Source organism: Micromonospora yongxingensis, from assembly GCF_052601155.1.
Genome location: NZ_JBQXEO010000001.1, coordinates 162,296 through 176,270, shown reverse-complemented (window position 1 = coordinate 176,270; position 13,975 = coordinate 162,296). Strand labels below are relative to the sequence as shown.

The window sequence follows — 13,975 nt, the reverse complement described above, 5'->3', positions numbered from 1 at the left end:
GTGGCTCGCGCCACCGGGGCCCCGCCCCTTGCTGCTGGTTGTACTACTCGTCCGCGCCCGCGGCGGCGGTGCCGCCCAGGTCGGCCGGCACGGCGTCCGGAACCTCGACCGGCTTGTCCGCGCCCCGGAAGACGAGCTTGGACTTGTCGATGTCGTTCGGGTCGCCCTCGCAGTCCACCACCACGATCTGACCCGGGGTCAGCTCGTTGAACAGGATCCGCTCGGAGAGGTTGTCCTCGATGTCGCGCTGGATCGTGCGACGCAGGGGACGAGCACCGAGCACCGGGTCGAAGCCCTTCAGCGCCAGGTACTTCTTGGCGTTGTCGGTCAGCTCCAGACCCATGTCCTTGTTGCGCAGCTGCGACTCGATCCGCTGGATCATGATGTCCACGATCGAGAGGATCTCGTTCTGGCGCAGCTGGTGGAAGACGATGGTGTCGTCGATCCGGTTGAGGAACTCAGGCCGGAAGTGCTGCTTGAGCTCGTCGTTGACCTTCTGCTTCATCCGGTCGTAGGTGGACTCGGAGTCCTCCGACTGCTGGAAGCCCAGCGACACCGCCTTGGCGACGTCACGGGTGCCCAGGTTGGTGGTCAGGATGATGACCGTGTTCTTGAAGTCCACGATCCGACCCTGACCGTCGGTGAGCCGACCGTCCTCCAGGATCTGGAGCAGCGTGTTGAACACGTCCGGGTGGGCCTTCTCGATCTCGTCGAAGAGAACCACCGAGAACGGCCGACGCCGCACCTTCTCGGTCAGCTGCCCGCCCTCGTCGTAGCCGACGTAGCCGGGAGGGGCACCCACCAGCCGGGAGACCGTGTAGCGGTCGTGGAACTCGGACATGTCCAGCTGGATGAGAGCATCCTCGCTGCCGAAGAGGAACTCGGCGAGCGCCTTGGACAGCTCGGTCTTACCCACGCCGGACGGGCCGGCGAAGATGAACGAGCCCGACGGGCGCTTCGGGTCCTTCAGGCCGGCCCGGGTACGCCGGATCGCCTTCGAGACCGCCTTGACCGCGTCCTCCTGGCCGATGACGCGCTTGTGCAGCTCGTCCTCCATGCGCAGCAGGCGAGAGGTCTCCTCCTCGGTCAGCTTGTAGACCGGGATGCCGGTCCAGTTGCCGAGCACCTCGGCGATCTGCTCGTCGTCAACCTCGCTGACGACGTCCAGGTCACCGGCCTTCCACTCCTTCTCCCGCTGCGCCTTCTGGCCAAGGAGCTGCTTCTCCTTGTCACGCAGCTGGGCGGCGCGCTCGAAGTCCTGCGCGTCGATCGCGGACTCCTTGTCGCGACGCACCTGGGCGATGCGCTCGTCGAAGTCGCGCAGGTCTGGCGGCGCGGTCATCCGGCGGATCCGCATCCGGGCGCCGGCCTCGTCGATCAGGTCGATCGCCTTGTCCGGCAGGAAGCGGTCGGAGATGTACCGGTCGGCCAGCGTGGCGGCTGCCACGAGCGCGGCGTCGGTGATGCTCACCCGGTGGTGCGCCTCGTAGCGGTCGCGCAGGCCCTTGAGGATCTCGATGGTGTGCGCCAGCGACGGCTCACCCACCTGGATCGGCTGGAACCGGCGCTCGAGCGCGGCGTCCTTCTCCAGGTGCTTGCGGTACTCGTCGAGCGTGGTGGCACCAATGGTCTGGAGCTCACCACGGGCCAGCATCGGCTTGAGGATGCTCGCCGCGTCGATCGCGCCCTCGGCGGCACCCGCACCCACCAGGGTGTGGATCTCGTCGATGAACAGGATGATGTCGCCGCGGGTGCGGATCTCCTTGAGCACCTTCTTGAGGCGCTCCTCGAAGTCACCGCGGTAGCGGGAACCGGCGACCAGCGCACCGAGGTCGAGCGTGTAGAGCTGCTTGTCCTTGAGCGTCTCGGGCACCTCGCCCTTGATGATCTTCTGGGACAGGCCCTCCACCACGGCGGTCTTACCGACGCCGGGCTCACCGATCAGGACCGGGTTGTTCTTGGTACGGCGGGAGAGCACCTGCATGACCCGCTCGATTTCCTTCTCGCGCCCGATGACCGGGTCGAGCTTGCCCTCGCGGGCGGCCTGGGTCAGGTTGCGGCCGAACTGGTCCAGCACCAGGCTGGTCGACGGCGCGGCCTCACCCGGCGCGGCGCCAGCGGCGGCCGGCTCCTTGCCCTGGTAACCGGAGAGGAGCTGGATCACCTGCTGGCGGACCCGGTTGAGGTCGGCGCCGAGCTTGACCAGCACCTGGGCGGCGACGCCCTCACCCTCACGGATCAGACCGAGCAGGATGTGCTCCGTGCCGATGTAGTTGTGGCCGAGCTGCAGCGCCTCGCGCAGCGACAGCTCCAGCACCTTCTTGGCCCGCGGCGTGAACGGGATGTGCCCGCTCGGCGCCTGCTGGCCCTGGCCGATGATCTCCTCGACCTGCTGGCGGACGCCCTCCAGGGAGATGCCGAGGCTCTCCAGGGCCTTTGCCGCGACGCCTTCACCTTCGTGGATCAGGCCCAGCAGGATGTGTTCCGTACCGATGTAGTTGTGGTTGAGCATCCGGGCCTCTTCTTGGGCCAGGACGACAACCCGTCGCGCTCGGTCGGTGAACCGCTCGAACATGCCCTCGTGCTCCTCACGTGCCGTGCGCCTTGATGGTCTAGATCTCGGCGGGGCCGGTGCGCGGACGTCCGGGACGGGCGTCCGTGCCTCCTTACTCTATCGTCGCTGACCGACTCAGCTGAGGTCGTGTGTCTCCGGTGCGGGTCGGTTCCACGTCGTTTTGGACAACCGTCCGCGCTCAGGAGGTGTTCCGGTACCCCTGTCGCTACGCGCAGAGCGAAATCCGACCAGCGCGACGAAGCTCGCTCCCAGCCCTGGAGGGGGGCCGGGAGGGGGGCCGGCGCCGACGACGGACGCCGCGCGCGACCCTGGGGGAAGTTCTCCACAGGCTGTGGATAGCTGCTCCACTGGTTGTGGACAACGTCGGGCGGGCGGTAATGCTTCCCGCCGCGGACACGGCGACGCCGGGCCGGAGAATGCCCCGGCCCGGCGTCGGTGTCGCCCTTCGGTGGCCGCTGCCACCAAGCTGCTGACGATCAGCGCTTCGCGTGGAACTCGTCGACGATCTCCTGCGGGATACGACCCCGGTCCGAGATGTCCTTGCCGGCCTTCTTGGCCCAGTCCCGGATCGCCTTGTTCTGCTCCCGGTCGGCGGTCGCGCCACCCCGACCGCGGGCGGCACGCCCACCGATCACCACGCCGCCCCGGCCCACCTTGGTGCCGGCGCCCACGTACGGCGCGAATAGGTCGCGCAATTTCGCGGCGTTGGAACTCGACAGGTCGATCTCGTACTGAACGCCGTCGAGGGCGAACTTGACGGTCTCGTCCGCGTCCCCGCCGTCCAGGTCATCGACCAGCTTGTGAATGATCTGCTTGGCCACGTCCCACATTCCTTTCGAGCAGGGTGCTCCTGCTAACGAGAGCACAATAACCCGCGCGCTGCTCGCCCCGTCAATAGGATGCGGTATCGACGTGGCGCGAGCCGGCCGAGACTACTCGGGCCGGACCAACGGGAAGAGGATCGTTTCCCGAATTCCGAGCCCGGTCAGCGCCATCAACAGCCGGTCGATTCCCATTCCCATACCGCCGGCGGGTGGCATTCCGTACTCCATCGAGCGGAGAAAGTCCTCGTCGAGACGCATCGCCTCGTCGTCGCCACGAGCGGCGAGCTGCGCCTGGGCCATCAGCCGTTCCCGCTGCACCACCGGGTCGACCAGCTCGGAGTACGCGGTGCCCAGCTCGAACCCGAGCACGTACAGGTCCCACTTCTCGGCCAGCCCCGGCTCGCTGCGGTGCGCCCGGGTGAGCGGGCTGGTCTCCTCCGGGTAGTCCCGAACGAAGGTGGGTGCCTGCAGGCCGGGGACGACCAGTTCCTCGAACAGTTCCTCGGCCAGCTTGCCCGGGCCCCACTTCGGGTCCACGGCCAATCCCACCTTGTCCGCGTACTCCACCAGACGGTGCCGTTCGGTGCGGACCGTGACCTCCTCGCCGAGCGCCTCGGAAAGCACCCCGAACAAGGTCACCGACCGCCACTCGCCGCCCAGGTCGAACTCCCGCCCGTCGGCGTGGGTCACCACCGTCGAGCCGCTGACCGCGATCGCCGCCTGTTGCACGAGATTGCGGGTCAACTCGGCCATCGTGTTGTAGTCGCCGTACGACTGGTACGTCTCCAGCATCGCGAACTCCGGCGAGTGCGAAGAGTCGACACCCTCATTACGGAAGTTGCGGTTGATCTCGAAGACGCGGTCGACGCCGCCGACGACTGCGCGCTTGAGAAACAGTTCCGGGGCGATTCGCAGATACAGATCGGTGCTCAATGCATTGCTGTGAGTCACGAACGGCCGGGCCGCCGCGCCTCCGTGCAACAGTTGCAACATCGGCGTTTCGACCTCGATGAAGCCCTGCCCGTGCAGCGAATCGCGCAGGCTGCGCACCGCCGCGGCCCGGGTACGGACCATCTGCCGGGCCTGCGGCCGGACGATCAGGTCGACGTAGCGCTGGCGGACCCGGGCCTCCTCGGAGAGGGGCTTGTGCGCCACCGGCAGCGGCCGCAGCGCCTTGGCGGTCATCTCCCACCGCTCGGCCAGCACCGACAGCTCACCCCGACGGCTGGTGATCACCTCGCCGGTGACGCCGACGTGGTCACCGAGGTCGACGAGGCGCTTCCAGTCCTCCAGGCGCTCCGGCCCGACCCGGTCCAGGGAGAGCATGGCCTGCAGCTCGGTGCCGTCGCCGTCGCGCAGGGTCGCGAAGCAGAGCTTGCCGGTGTTGCGTACGAAGATCACGCGACCGGTCACCGAGACCTGGTCGCCGGTGGCGGTGTCGGTGGGCAGGTCGCCGTAGCGGGCCCGCACCTCCGCCAGGGTGGCCGTACGGGGAAATCCCACCGGGTACGGCTCGACGCCGTCGGCGAGCATCCGGTCCCGCTTCTCCCGGCGGACCTTCATCTGCTCGGGAAGGTCGTCGGCGGGGTCCACTGGCACGGGGTTCTGCTCGGTCACGGCACGCTTCCTCGTCACGGAGATACAGGGGGTCAGGCCCGAGCGTACTCAAGCCCCTGGGGGGCCGTTACCGGATAACCTGCCCGCCATGGCCGATCACACTCCGGCTCTCTCGTTCGGCGTCGCGGCGGCCGATTACGACCGGTTTCGTCCTCGGTATCCGGAGTCCGCCGTACGGTGGGCGCTCGACAGCTTGACCGGCGCGGACACGCCGCTCCAGGTCGTCGATCTCGGCGCGGGCACCGGGATCCTGAGCCGCTCCGTGCTGGCCCTGGGCCACCGGGTGGTACCCGTGGAGCCCGATCCGGGGATGCGGGCGCAGCTGGAGAGCGGCACCGCCGGCACCACGGCGTTGGCGGGCCGCGCCGAGGCGGTGCCACTGGCCGACGGCGGGGCCGATGCGGTGCTGGTCGGCCAGGCATACCACTGGTTCGACCGGGAGCGCGCGCACGCCGAGATCGCGCGGGTGCTCCGCCCCGGCGGTACGTTCGCGCCGATCTGGAACATCAGGGACGAGCGGGTCGGGTGGGTGGCGGAGCTGGGGCGGATCGCCCACCTGGGCGACAACGCCGGAAACGTGATCGAGAAGTACACCGACTTCGGCCCCGGGTTCACGCCGATCGAGGTGGGCGAGTTCACCCACACCACCACCCTCACGCCGGACGACGTGGTCGCCCTGATCCGGACGCGCTCCTACTGGCTCACGGCGCCGGCCGAGACCCGGCAGACGGTGGAGCGGGAGCTGCGGGAGCTCCTCGCCAGCCACCCGGAGCTGGCCGGGCGGGAGACGGTCGAGCTGCCGTACCGCACGATCGTGCTGCGGGCCCGCCGGCGGTGAGACGTGCCCCGTCCGGGCGGGGTCAGAGGTTGCGGTCGTAGACCATCCGCAGGCCGATCAGGGTGATCATCGGCTCGTGGTGGGTGATGCTGCGGCACTCGTTGATCACCAGGGAGGCGAGACCGCCGGTGGCGATCACGGCCTTCACCGTGCCCAGTTCCTCGGTCATCCGCTCGACGATCCGGTCCACCTGCCCTGCGAAGCCGAAGTACAGGCCGGACTGGAGGCACTCGACGGTGTTCTTGCCGATCACCGAACGGGGCTTGGTCGCCTCGACCTTGCGCAGCTGGGCGGCGCGCGCGGCGAGCGCGTCGAAGGATATCTCGATGCCCGGGGCGAACGCCCCACCGAGGAACTCGCCCCGACCGCTGATCACGTCGAAGTTCGTGGTGGTGCCGAAGTCCACGACGATCGACGGCCCGCCGTAGAGGGTGTACGCGGCCAGGGTGTTCACCACCCGGTCGGCGCCCACCTCCTTCGGGTTGTCGATCGCCAGTTGCACCCCGGTCCGCACACCGGGCTCGACGATCACGCTCGGCAGGTCGGCGTAGTAACGGCCGAGCATGGTGCGCAGCGACCGCAGCGCCGCCGGCACCGTGGAGCAGGCGGCCACCCCGGTGATCTCGACGTTGTCCCCGGCGAGCAGGCCCCGGAACATCAGGCCCAGCTCGTCCGCCGTCGAGCGGGCATCGGTCTTGATCCGCCAGGAGTGCACCAGCTTGTCGCCGTCGAAGGTCGCCAGCACGGTGTTGGTGTTTCCGATGTCGATGCAGAGCAGCACGCACGCAGCCTAGACAACCGCCGTACGGGCCGGTGCGGACCGGCCCGCGGACCGTATCCTTGGCCGTATCGCGACATGAACATAGGTCAATCCGCGGCGCGGCCGGACGGGGAGCGGACATGTCGGGGACGTGGTGGATGCGGGGCCGCAACACCCTGCGCCGGCGCCGGCGACACGTGCTGGTGCTGGTCGCGCTGGCCGGCGGCGCCATCTGGATGATCGTGCAATCGTGGCGGGCGTCCCTGCGGGAGGCCGGCAGCTTCGCCGGCGATCTCTACCTCAACATCGGCGCCGCGCTGATCATGACGCTCCTGACCTACGTGGTGCTCAACCCGCTCTTCCGCGAACTCCAGACGGTCAGCATCATCGAGCACCCCCGGCTGGACCGGGACGCGTTGATCGAACGGGTCGCCCAGTGCCGGGAGATCGTGGCCATCCTGGAGACCTGGACCAGCATGCTGGAGGGCCCGTACGCGGCCCGGTTCGTGGCCGCCCTGCGCTCCGCGCTCGCCAACGGCGCGGCCGTCAAGGTGCTGCTGCTCGACCCGGACTCACCGGCGGTACGGCTGCGCGGCGAGGAGTTGCGCCGGCGGGACGCCTCCGTGGCCATCCTCAACAACCTGTGGCACCTGGCACGGCTCAGCGAGGAGCTGCCCGAGTCGGCCCGGGCCCGTCTCCAGGTCCGGGTCTACAGTGCCGCCCCCTCGGTGCAGATGTACCGCTGGGACGGCAAGGCGTTCATCTCCTTCTTCCCGGTGCAGGGCAGCACCTTCGACACGCAGCAGATCGAGGCGTTCATCTCCACGCCGCTGGGTGAGTTCGTCGACGACCGGTTCGCCGAGTTGTGGGAGACCGCGCCGCTGGAGGACCTGGCGGCCTGCCTCACCCTGCGGCTCTGCCTGCGCCAGGCCGGTCGGGACCTGGAAACCTGCGAGGCGCTCTACGTCCGCTCCGACGGCGACTGGTACATCGCCGGCACCGACCTGGTGCGCAACGTGGCCCGGCACGGGCTGGCGGGGTTGACCGTGGTGCTGGACCGGCCCGAGGCGGAGGGCGAGACCTTCGCCATCGGCGAGGCCGACGAGCTGCCGCCGGAGATCTACAACCGGGTGCTGGAACTCTTCCGGGCCAAGTACGGCCTGGACGGCCGGCAGGACACCGAGAACCGGGTGATCTTCAACCTGGCCGCCACCTCGCTGACCACCGTGTGACGCCCGGCCGGGCATCCGATCACTCGATCCGCAGGTCCATGGCGATGTCCAGGATGGGCGACGAGTGGGTCAGCGCCCCCACCGAGAGGAAGTCGACGCCGGTGGCCGCGTACCGGGCGGCCACCTCCAGGGTCAGCCCGCCGGTCGCCTCCAACTCGGCCCGGTCACCCACGGCCGCCACCGCCTCGGCCAGCGTCTCGGGGGACATGTTGTCGCAGAGCAGGAAACCCGCTCCGGCCTCCACCGCCTCCACCGCCTCGTCGACCGTGGTCACCTCGACCTGCACCGGCACCTCGGGGAACGACTCCCGGACCCGCCGGTACGCCGCGGTGATACCCCCGGCGGCCAGCTTGTGGTTGTCCTTGATCATGGCCACGTCGTAGAGGCCCATCCGCTTGTTGGTGCCCCCGCCGGCCCGCACCGCGTACTTCTCCAGCGCCCGCAGGCCCGGCGTCGTCTTGCGGGTGTCCAGCACCATCGCCTTCGTGCCGGCCAGCGCGTCCGCCCAGGCACGGGTGTGGGTGGCCACCCCCGACATCCGGCAGAACAGGTTGAGCGCGGTGCGCTCGGCGGTGAGCAGCAGCCGGGTCGGCCCGGTCACCGTCACCAGCACGTCGCCGCGGGCCACCCGCTCGCCGTCGCGGGCCAGCACCGACACCTCGACGGTACGGCCGAACCCCGTCACCTCACCGACCAGCTCGAACACGGCGGCAGCCACCGCCGTCCCGGCCACCACGCCGTCCGCGCGGGCCACCAGATCGGCGGTGTCGGTCTGCTCCGCCGGGATGGTTGCCACGCTCGTGACGTCCAGGAAGCCCGGCCCCAGATCCTCGACCAGCGCCTCCTCGATCACCCGCCGCACCTGAGCCGGGTCCAGTCCGGCCGCCTGCAACGCGAGCCGCGTCGACTCCGTCATCGCCTTCCCTCCCACCGCTGCGTCACCATGCCCTGCGCCCCGACCGACCCGACCAGGTGGCCCAGCCACCGCTCGTCGGCCGTCGGGAAGTCCTCCCGCCAGTGGCAGCCCCGGGTCTCACCGCGCGCGTACGCGGCCGCCACCAGCGTCGATGCCACGGTGAGCAGGTTGGTCGCCTCCCAGTCCGCGGTCCGCGGACGGCCCCGGGCGGCACCCACCTCGGTCAGCGTCCCGGCCGTGTCTGCCAGCGTCGCCGCGGAGCGCAGCACACCCGCGCCCCTGGTCATCGCCCGTTGCAGGGCCGGCGTCGCCTCGGCCGGCACGACCCAGCCCGCACCACCACGCCAGGCGCCGGTGTCGGCCGGCTGGACCTGCTCGGGCAGGCCGGCCGCGATGTCGTCGGCGATCCGCCGGGAGAAGACCAGACCCTCCAGCAGCGAGTTGCTGGCCAGCCGGTTCGCGCCGTGCACGCCCGTGCAGGCGACCTCGCCGCAGGCGTACAGGCCGGGGATGGACGTGCGGCCGCGCAGGTCGGTGCGGACGCCGCCGGAGGCGTAGTGGGCGGCCGGGGCGACCGGGATCAGGTCGGTGGCCGGGTCCACGCCGATCGCCAGGCAGGACGCCACGATGGTCGGGAACCGGCTGGCCAGGAAGGCCCCGCCCAGGTGCCGGGCGTCGAGGAAGACGTGGTCCGCGCCGGTGGCCAGCAGCACCCGGTGGATGCCCTTGGCCACCACGTCCCGCGGAGCCAGCTCGGCCAACTCGTGCTGGCCCACCATGAAGCGCTTGCCGTCCGCGTCCACCAGGTACGCGCCCTCGCCACGCAGCGCCTCCGAGACCAGCGGCTGCTGCGCGTGCCCGGCACCGGGCACACCCGCGCCGGGCGGGGTGATCAGAGCGGTCGGGTGGAACTGGACGAACTCCACATCGGTCACCGCCGCGCCGGCCCGCATCGCCAACGCCACCCCGTCCCCGGTGGAGACCGCGGGGTTGGTGGTGGCGGCGAAGATCTGGCCCATTCCACCGGTGGCCAGCACCACCGCCCGGGCCAGCAGCGCCCCCACACCGTCCTCGCTGCCCTCGCCGAGCACGTGCAGGGTGATCCCGCAGGCCGGGCCGAGCCCGTCCGGGCCGTCGCCGGAGGCCCGCAGCAGGTCCAGCACCAGCGCGTGCTCGACCAGCCGGATCCACGGGTCCCGCCGTACCGCCGCGTGCAGGGCCCGCTGCACCTCGGCCCCGGTGGCGTCCCCGCCGGCGTGCACGATCCGATCCGCCCGGTGCCCGCCCTCACGCGTCAGCATCAGCGAACCGTCCGGGTGACGGTCGAACTCGGCGCCGATCCGCATCAGCTCCCGCAGCCGGACCGGGCCCTCCTCGACCAGCGCCCGGACCGCCGCCGGGTCGCAGAGCCCGACCCCGGCGATCTCGGTGTCCCGGGCGTGCGCCGCCGGGGTGTCCGCCGGGTCGAGCACCGCGGCGATGCCGCCCTGCGCCCACCGGGTCGAGCCGTCGTCAATGTTGACCTTGGTGACCACCGTGACGTGCAGGCCCGCCTCACGCAGGTGCAGCGCCGCCGTCAACCCGGCCACCCCGGAACCCACCACGATCACGTCGGTGGTCTCCACCCAGCCGGGCGCCGGGGCGGCCAGCAACGAGGGCAGGGCCGGCAGGTCCACCGTCGGAAGGTCCATCCCCCCAGTCAACCCGAACCGTCCTCGTCCGGGGCGGCGGGGGCGCGACGAGTGGTATGGACTACCCCGTCCGGCCCCGGCCCTGCCGGCGGCCCACGGTCACTTCGTCCGGACCGGCAGGCCGGCCGGCCCCGCGCCCCGCAGCGAGGCGGTCACCGTACGGTCGCTGAGCCACAGGTAGCAGCGGACCCCCCGGTCGCCGACGCGCCAGCGCCCCGCACCTGGCGGGCGGACCACCACACCGCTGCGGAACCGCAGCTCGGCGTCGTCCGGCACACCCACGTACCGGCCCAGGACCGTGCGGCAGCCCGTGTAGAGGGGCGCCCAGTCCGCGTCGCGGGTCGGGTACGGGGTGTCCGGCGCTCGCCACACCCCGACGAACTCCGCGTCGTGGCGGGCACCGCACTCCACCGGGACCAGTGTCTGCACACCCCGGCCAGCGCCGCCGCGGGTCTGCTGGCAGCCCAGCCGCAGCGCCGAGGCCCCCTTCAACGCGTCCCGCAGACTGCCCGACCGGACCACCACCGTGGCCGCCGCCTCGACCGTGGTCAGCTCGCTGAGATCGCACCGGTACCAGCGGGAACCGGCCGCCCAGCCCGGACCAGAGGGCAGCGCCACCGACAACCGCAGCCGGCCGGCCCGCCAGTCGTCGCCCACGTACCCGGTGGCCCTCGTGTCGCACTCGGCGAAAGCGCCCCGCAGCTCGGCGGAACCGCCGGCCGGGGGCGCGGCCCGCTCGACCGGGAACGCGCCCACGTGCACGGTCTCCAGCCGGTGCGGGCCGGCGCAGTCCACCGGCTGGTAGCTGGCCAGGGTGACCACGTCGGTGAAGTCGGCGGCCTGACACACGCCGACGGCCGGGGTGAACGCCGTCGCCGGCGGCAGCGCCGCCCAGTCGTCGGTCAGATCACCGTCCAGGCCGCCGGACCCGCCGCAGCCGGCCAGCAGAGCCGCCGTGACGGCAGTGGCGAACAGGGTCGTCATGGCACGGCGCATCGCGGCCTCCCCCAGCCACCGACCATCTTCCGACGGCGTGCCCAGGGTAACCGGAAATGACCTTCCGGTGACAGACCGGAATCATCGTGCGTGGGATCAGACGCGCGCCACGGCCAGCGGACTGGGCACCGGGTCACCGGCCGTGCCCGGTGCCGCCGCGGCCGGGTCGGCACCCAGCTCGACCACCCGGTTGTCGGCGTCCACGTGCACCACCCGCGGCTGGTACGACCGGGCCTCGGCATCGTCCATCTGCCCGTACGAGATCAGGATGACCAGGTCACCGGGGTGCACCAGGTGCGCGGCGGCGCCGTTGATGCCGATCACGCCGCTGCCCCGCTCGCCCGGGATGACGTACGTCTCCAGCCGGGCGCCGTTGGTGATGTCGACGATCGCCACCTGCTCGCCGGGAAGCAGGTCGGCGGCGTCGAGCAGGTCCTCGTCCACCGTCACCGAACCGACGTAGTGCAGGTCGGCCTGGGTCACGGTGGCCCGGTGGATCTTCGACTTGAGCATGGTCCGCAGCATCGGGGTGGCCTTTCGCGAGGGTGGTGGAGGGTGCGGCCGGATCAGGGGCGGGGGGCGAGGTGGATCGCCGCGTTGTCGATCAACCGCGTGCTGCCCACCCACGCGGCGATCACCAGCCGCGCCGGCCCGGACACCGGCCCCGGCTCCAGATCGGGATCGGTCAGCACCAGGTAGTCGAGCCGCGCACCGGGCGTACCGGCGCCGAACGCGGCGTGCGCGGCGGTCAGCACCGCCCCCGCGTCCAAGCCGTCGTCGGCGGCCCGCGCACCGGCCCGCAGCGCGGCGGACAGGCTCAACGCCGCGGCCCGCTCCGACTCGCTCAGGTAGCGGTTACGGCTGGACAGCGCCAGGCCGTCCGGCTCGCGGACGGTCGGCACGCCGACCACCTCGACCGGCACGTCCAGATCGCGGGCCATCCGCCGGACCAGGGTGAGCTGCTGGTAGTCCTTCTCGCCGAAGAACGCCAGGTCCGGCCGGGTCAGCTGGAGCAGCTTCAACACCACGGTGAGCACACCGTGGAAGAACCCGGGGCGGCTCGCGCCCTCCAGCTCCGACCCGAGCGGCCCCGGGTCGAGCCGCACCCGGGGCTGACCGTCCGGGTACATCTCGGCCACCGACGGGGCGAAGACCAGGTCGGCACCGGCCCGCCGGCACACCTCCAGGTCCGCGTCGAGCGTCCGCGGATAGCGGTCGAAGTCCTCGTTCGGCCCGAACTGCAACGGGTTCACGAAGATCGTCACCAGCACGTGGTCGGCCCGTTCCCGTGCGGCACGCAGCAGCGTCTCGTGCCCGGAGTGCAACGCGCCCATGGTCATCACCACGGCCACCGTGCCCTTCAGCGCGGCCCGGGCCTCGGCCAGGTCGACGCGGGTGTGCACGAGCTGAGTCATGCCGCCACCTCCCGTCCGCTGTCGGCCAGCACGCCGAGCAGCGACTGCGCGTCCACCGGCCGGAGACGGCCGGCGGCGATCGCCCGGTCGGCGGTACGCCGGGCCAGCGCCAGGTAGGCGGGGACGGACTCCGGCGCGGTCTCGGCCAGCCGGGTCAGGTGCCGCTGGACGGTGCCCGCGTCGCCGCGGGAGACCGGGCCGGTCAGCGCGTCGTCGCCGAGCCGCAGCGCGTTCTCCAGGGCGGCCCGCAGCAGCGGGGCGAGGACCTTCTCCGGCTGGGCCACGCCCGCGTCGCGCAGCCGGTCGGCCGCCTCGTTCACCAGGGTCACCAGGTGGTTCGCGCCGTGCGCCAGCGCGGCGTGGTAGAGCGGGCGGTCCGCCTCACCCACCCACTCGGGCACTCCGCCGAGGTCGGCCACCAGCCGGGCGGCCAGCGGGCGCAGCTCCGCCGGGGCGGTCACCCCGTACGAGATGCCCGCGAGCCGGGCCAGGTCGTCCGGCGTACCGGTGAAGGTCATGGCGGGGTGCAGGGCGAACGGCCGGGCACCGACCGCGACGGCCGGCTCCAGCACCGACAGCCCGTGCGCGCCGGAGGTGTGTGCGACCACCTGACCCGGGCGCAGCGCGCCCCGGTCGGCGAGGTCGGCGACCACTCCGGCCAGCGCGTCGTCCGGCACCGCGATGAGCAGCAGGTCGACGGCGGCGTGTGCGACGGCGACGGCCGGACGGCGGGGCACGTCGGGCAGCAGCAGGGCGAGCCGGGCGCGGCTGGCTCCGGAGCCGCCGGCGACGGCGGCCACCCGGTGCCCGGCGGCGGCGAGTGCGGCGCCCAACACGGCACCGACCCGGCCCGCGCCGACGACACCGACGGTGAGCAGGCGGGAGGTGGCGGCAGCCGGGGCGCCGATGACGGCGCGATCCCGCGGTGCGGCAGGCCCGAGTTGGGCGGCCGGACGCGGGCGCAGGGGTGCGCTCATGACGACGATCCAGTCCTCGAGAAGGGGTACCGGTCGATCGCAAGTATGCGCCCGGCCCGCCGAACCGGGACAAGCATGTGTGAAAACGCTCACGGCCCGAGGAAGGGGGGTAGGTGACCGTAGGGTCGGCACGG

12 protein-coding genes are annotated in these 13,975 nt (G+C 71.6%); 2 read left to right on the top strand and 10 right to left on the bottom strand.

All coding sequences use genetic code 11. The features are described 5' to 3' along the window. Window positions 1-43: 43 nt before the first annotated feature. The 3 genes from ACTWLT_RS00790 to lysS form a co-directional block, all read right to left on the bottom strand. Window positions 44-2,575 (bottom strand): ATP-dependent Clp protease ATP-binding subunit, encoded by a 2,532-nt coding sequence (locus ACTWLT_RS00790; protein WP_252417317.1) that lies wholly within the window; start codon window positions 2,573-2,575, stop codon window positions 44-46. A gap of 476 nt (window positions 2,576-3,051) precedes the next feature. After that, window positions 3,052-3,396, bottom strand: a complete 345-nt coding sequence (locus tag ACTWLT_RS00785; protein ID WP_252417318.1) for a histone-like nucleoid-structuring protein Lsr2 — start codon at window positions 3,394-3,396, stop codon at window positions 3,052-3,054. Between the two features lie 111 nt (window positions 3,397-3,507). After that, window positions 3,508-5,016 (bottom strand): lysine--tRNA ligase, encoded by a 1,509-nt coding sequence (gene lysS / locus ACTWLT_RS00780; RefSeq protein WP_252417320.1) that lies wholly within the window; start codon window positions 5,014-5,016, stop codon window positions 3,508-3,510. A gap of 88 nt (window positions 5,017-5,104) precedes the next feature. Here lysS and ACTWLT_RS00775 point away from each other — a divergent pair, with 88 nt between their 5' ends. Continuing rightward, window positions 5,105-5,854: a class I SAM-dependent methyltransferase gene (locus tag ACTWLT_RS00775; protein ID WP_445316727.1), complete on the top strand. Its 750-nt coding sequence runs from the start codon at window positions 5,105-5,107 to the stop codon at window positions 5,852-5,854. A 22-nt stretch (window positions 5,855-5,876) separates the two neighbouring features. On the opposite strand, the gene ACTWLT_RS00770 is transcribed toward ACTWLT_RS00775, so the two are convergent. Then, on the bottom strand, window positions 5,877-6,635 hold the full coding sequence (locus ACTWLT_RS00770) for a type III pantothenate kinase (RefSeq protein WP_252417322.1): 759 nt from the start codon (window positions 6,633-6,635) through the stop codon (window positions 5,877-5,879). Window positions 6,636-6,754: 119 nt separating this feature from the next. On the opposite strand from ACTWLT_RS00770, the gene ACTWLT_RS00765 reads away from it, so the two are divergent. Further along, the gene (locus ACTWLT_RS00765; protein WP_445316726.1) at window positions 6,755-7,846 is read left to right on the top strand and encodes a hypothetical protein; all 1,092 of its coding nucleotides are present in this window, start codon (window positions 6,755-6,757) and stop codon (window positions 7,844-7,846) included. A 19-nt stretch (window positions 7,847-7,865) separates the two neighbouring features. On the opposite strand, the gene nadC is transcribed toward ACTWLT_RS00765, so the two are convergent. The 6 genes from nadC to ACTWLT_RS00735 all read right to left on the bottom strand — a co-directional run bounded on the left by nadC (window position 7,866) and on the right by ACTWLT_RS00735 (window position 13,841). Beyond that, window positions 7,866-8,762, bottom strand: a complete 897-nt coding sequence (gene nadC / locus ACTWLT_RS00760; RefSeq protein WP_252417325.1) for a carboxylating nicotinate-nucleotide diphosphorylase — start codon at window positions 8,760-8,762, stop codon at window positions 7,866-7,868. Next, window positions 8,759-10,453, bottom strand: a complete 1,695-nt coding sequence (locus tag ACTWLT_RS00755; RefSeq protein ID WP_445316725.1) for an L-aspartate oxidase — start codon at window positions 10,451-10,453, stop codon at window positions 8,759-8,761. Before ACTWLT_RS00755 ends, nadC begins: the two co-directional genes overlap by 4 nt. 99 nt (window positions 10,454-10,552) lie before the next feature. After that, a complete protein-coding gene (locus ACTWLT_RS00750; RefSeq protein ID WP_445316724.1) occupies window positions 10,553-11,449 on the bottom strand; it encodes a septum formation family protein in 897 nt (298 codons plus the stop codon). Window positions 11,450-11,545: 96 nt separating this feature from the next. After that, complete coding sequence (panD, locus tag ACTWLT_RS00745; RefSeq protein WP_445316723.1) at window positions 11,546-11,974, bottom strand: aspartate 1-decarboxylase; 429 nt, start codon at window positions 11,972-11,974, stop codon at window positions 11,546-11,548. Window positions 11,975-12,015: 41 nt separating this feature from the next. After that, the gene (panC, locus tag ACTWLT_RS00740) at window positions 12,016-12,864 is read right to left on the bottom strand and encodes a pantoate--beta-alanine ligase (protein ID WP_445316722.1); all 849 of its coding nucleotides are present in this window, start codon (window positions 12,862-12,864) and stop codon (window positions 12,016-12,018) included. Further along, window positions 12,861-13,841 (bottom strand): Rossmann-like and DUF2520 domain-containing protein, encoded by a 981-nt coding sequence (locus tag ACTWLT_RS00735; RefSeq protein ID WP_445316721.1) that lies wholly within the window; start codon window positions 13,839-13,841, stop codon window positions 12,861-12,863. Before ACTWLT_RS00735 ends, panC begins: the two co-directional genes overlap by 4 nt. Between the last annotated feature and the right edge of the window lie 134 nt (window positions 13,842-13,975).

Excerpts from the sequence above, each read along its gene's own strand:
- nadC (WP_252417325.1), bottom strand. The coding sequence starts at position 8,762 with ATGACGGAGTCGACGCGGCTCGCGTTGCAGGCGGCCGGACTGGACCCG.
- ACTWLT_RS00765 (WP_445316726.1), top strand. The coding sequence starts at position 6,755 with ATGTCGGGGACGTGGTGGATGCGGGGCCGCAACACCCTGCGCCGGCGC.
- ACTWLT_RS00775 (WP_445316727.1), top strand. The coding sequence starts at position 5,105 with ATGGCCGATCACACTCCGGCTCTCTCGTTCGGCGTCGCGGCGGCCGAT.
- ACTWLT_RS00735 (WP_445316721.1), bottom strand. The coding sequence starts at position 13,841 with ATGAGCGCACCCCTGCGCCCGCGTCCGGCCGCCCAACTCGGGCCTGCC.
- ACTWLT_RS00790 (WP_252417317.1), bottom strand. The coding sequence starts at position 2,575 with ATGTTCGAGCGGTTCACCGACCGAGCGCGACGGGTTGTCGTCCTGGCC.
- panD (WP_445316723.1), bottom strand. The coding sequence starts at position 11,974 with ATGCTGCGGACCATGCTCAAGTCGAAGATCCACCGGGCCACCGTGACC.
- ACTWLT_RS00750 (WP_445316724.1), bottom strand. The coding sequence starts at position 11,449 with ATGCGCCGTGCCATGACGACCCTGTTCGCCACTGCCGTCACGGCGGCT.
- ACTWLT_RS00755 (WP_445316725.1), bottom strand. The coding sequence starts at position 10,453 with ATGGACCTTCCGACGGTGGACCTGCCGGCCCTGCCCTCGTTGCTGGCC.
- panC (WP_445316722.1), bottom strand. The coding sequence starts at position 12,864 with ATGACTCAGCTCGTGCACACCCGCGTCGACCTGGCCGAGGCCCGGGCC.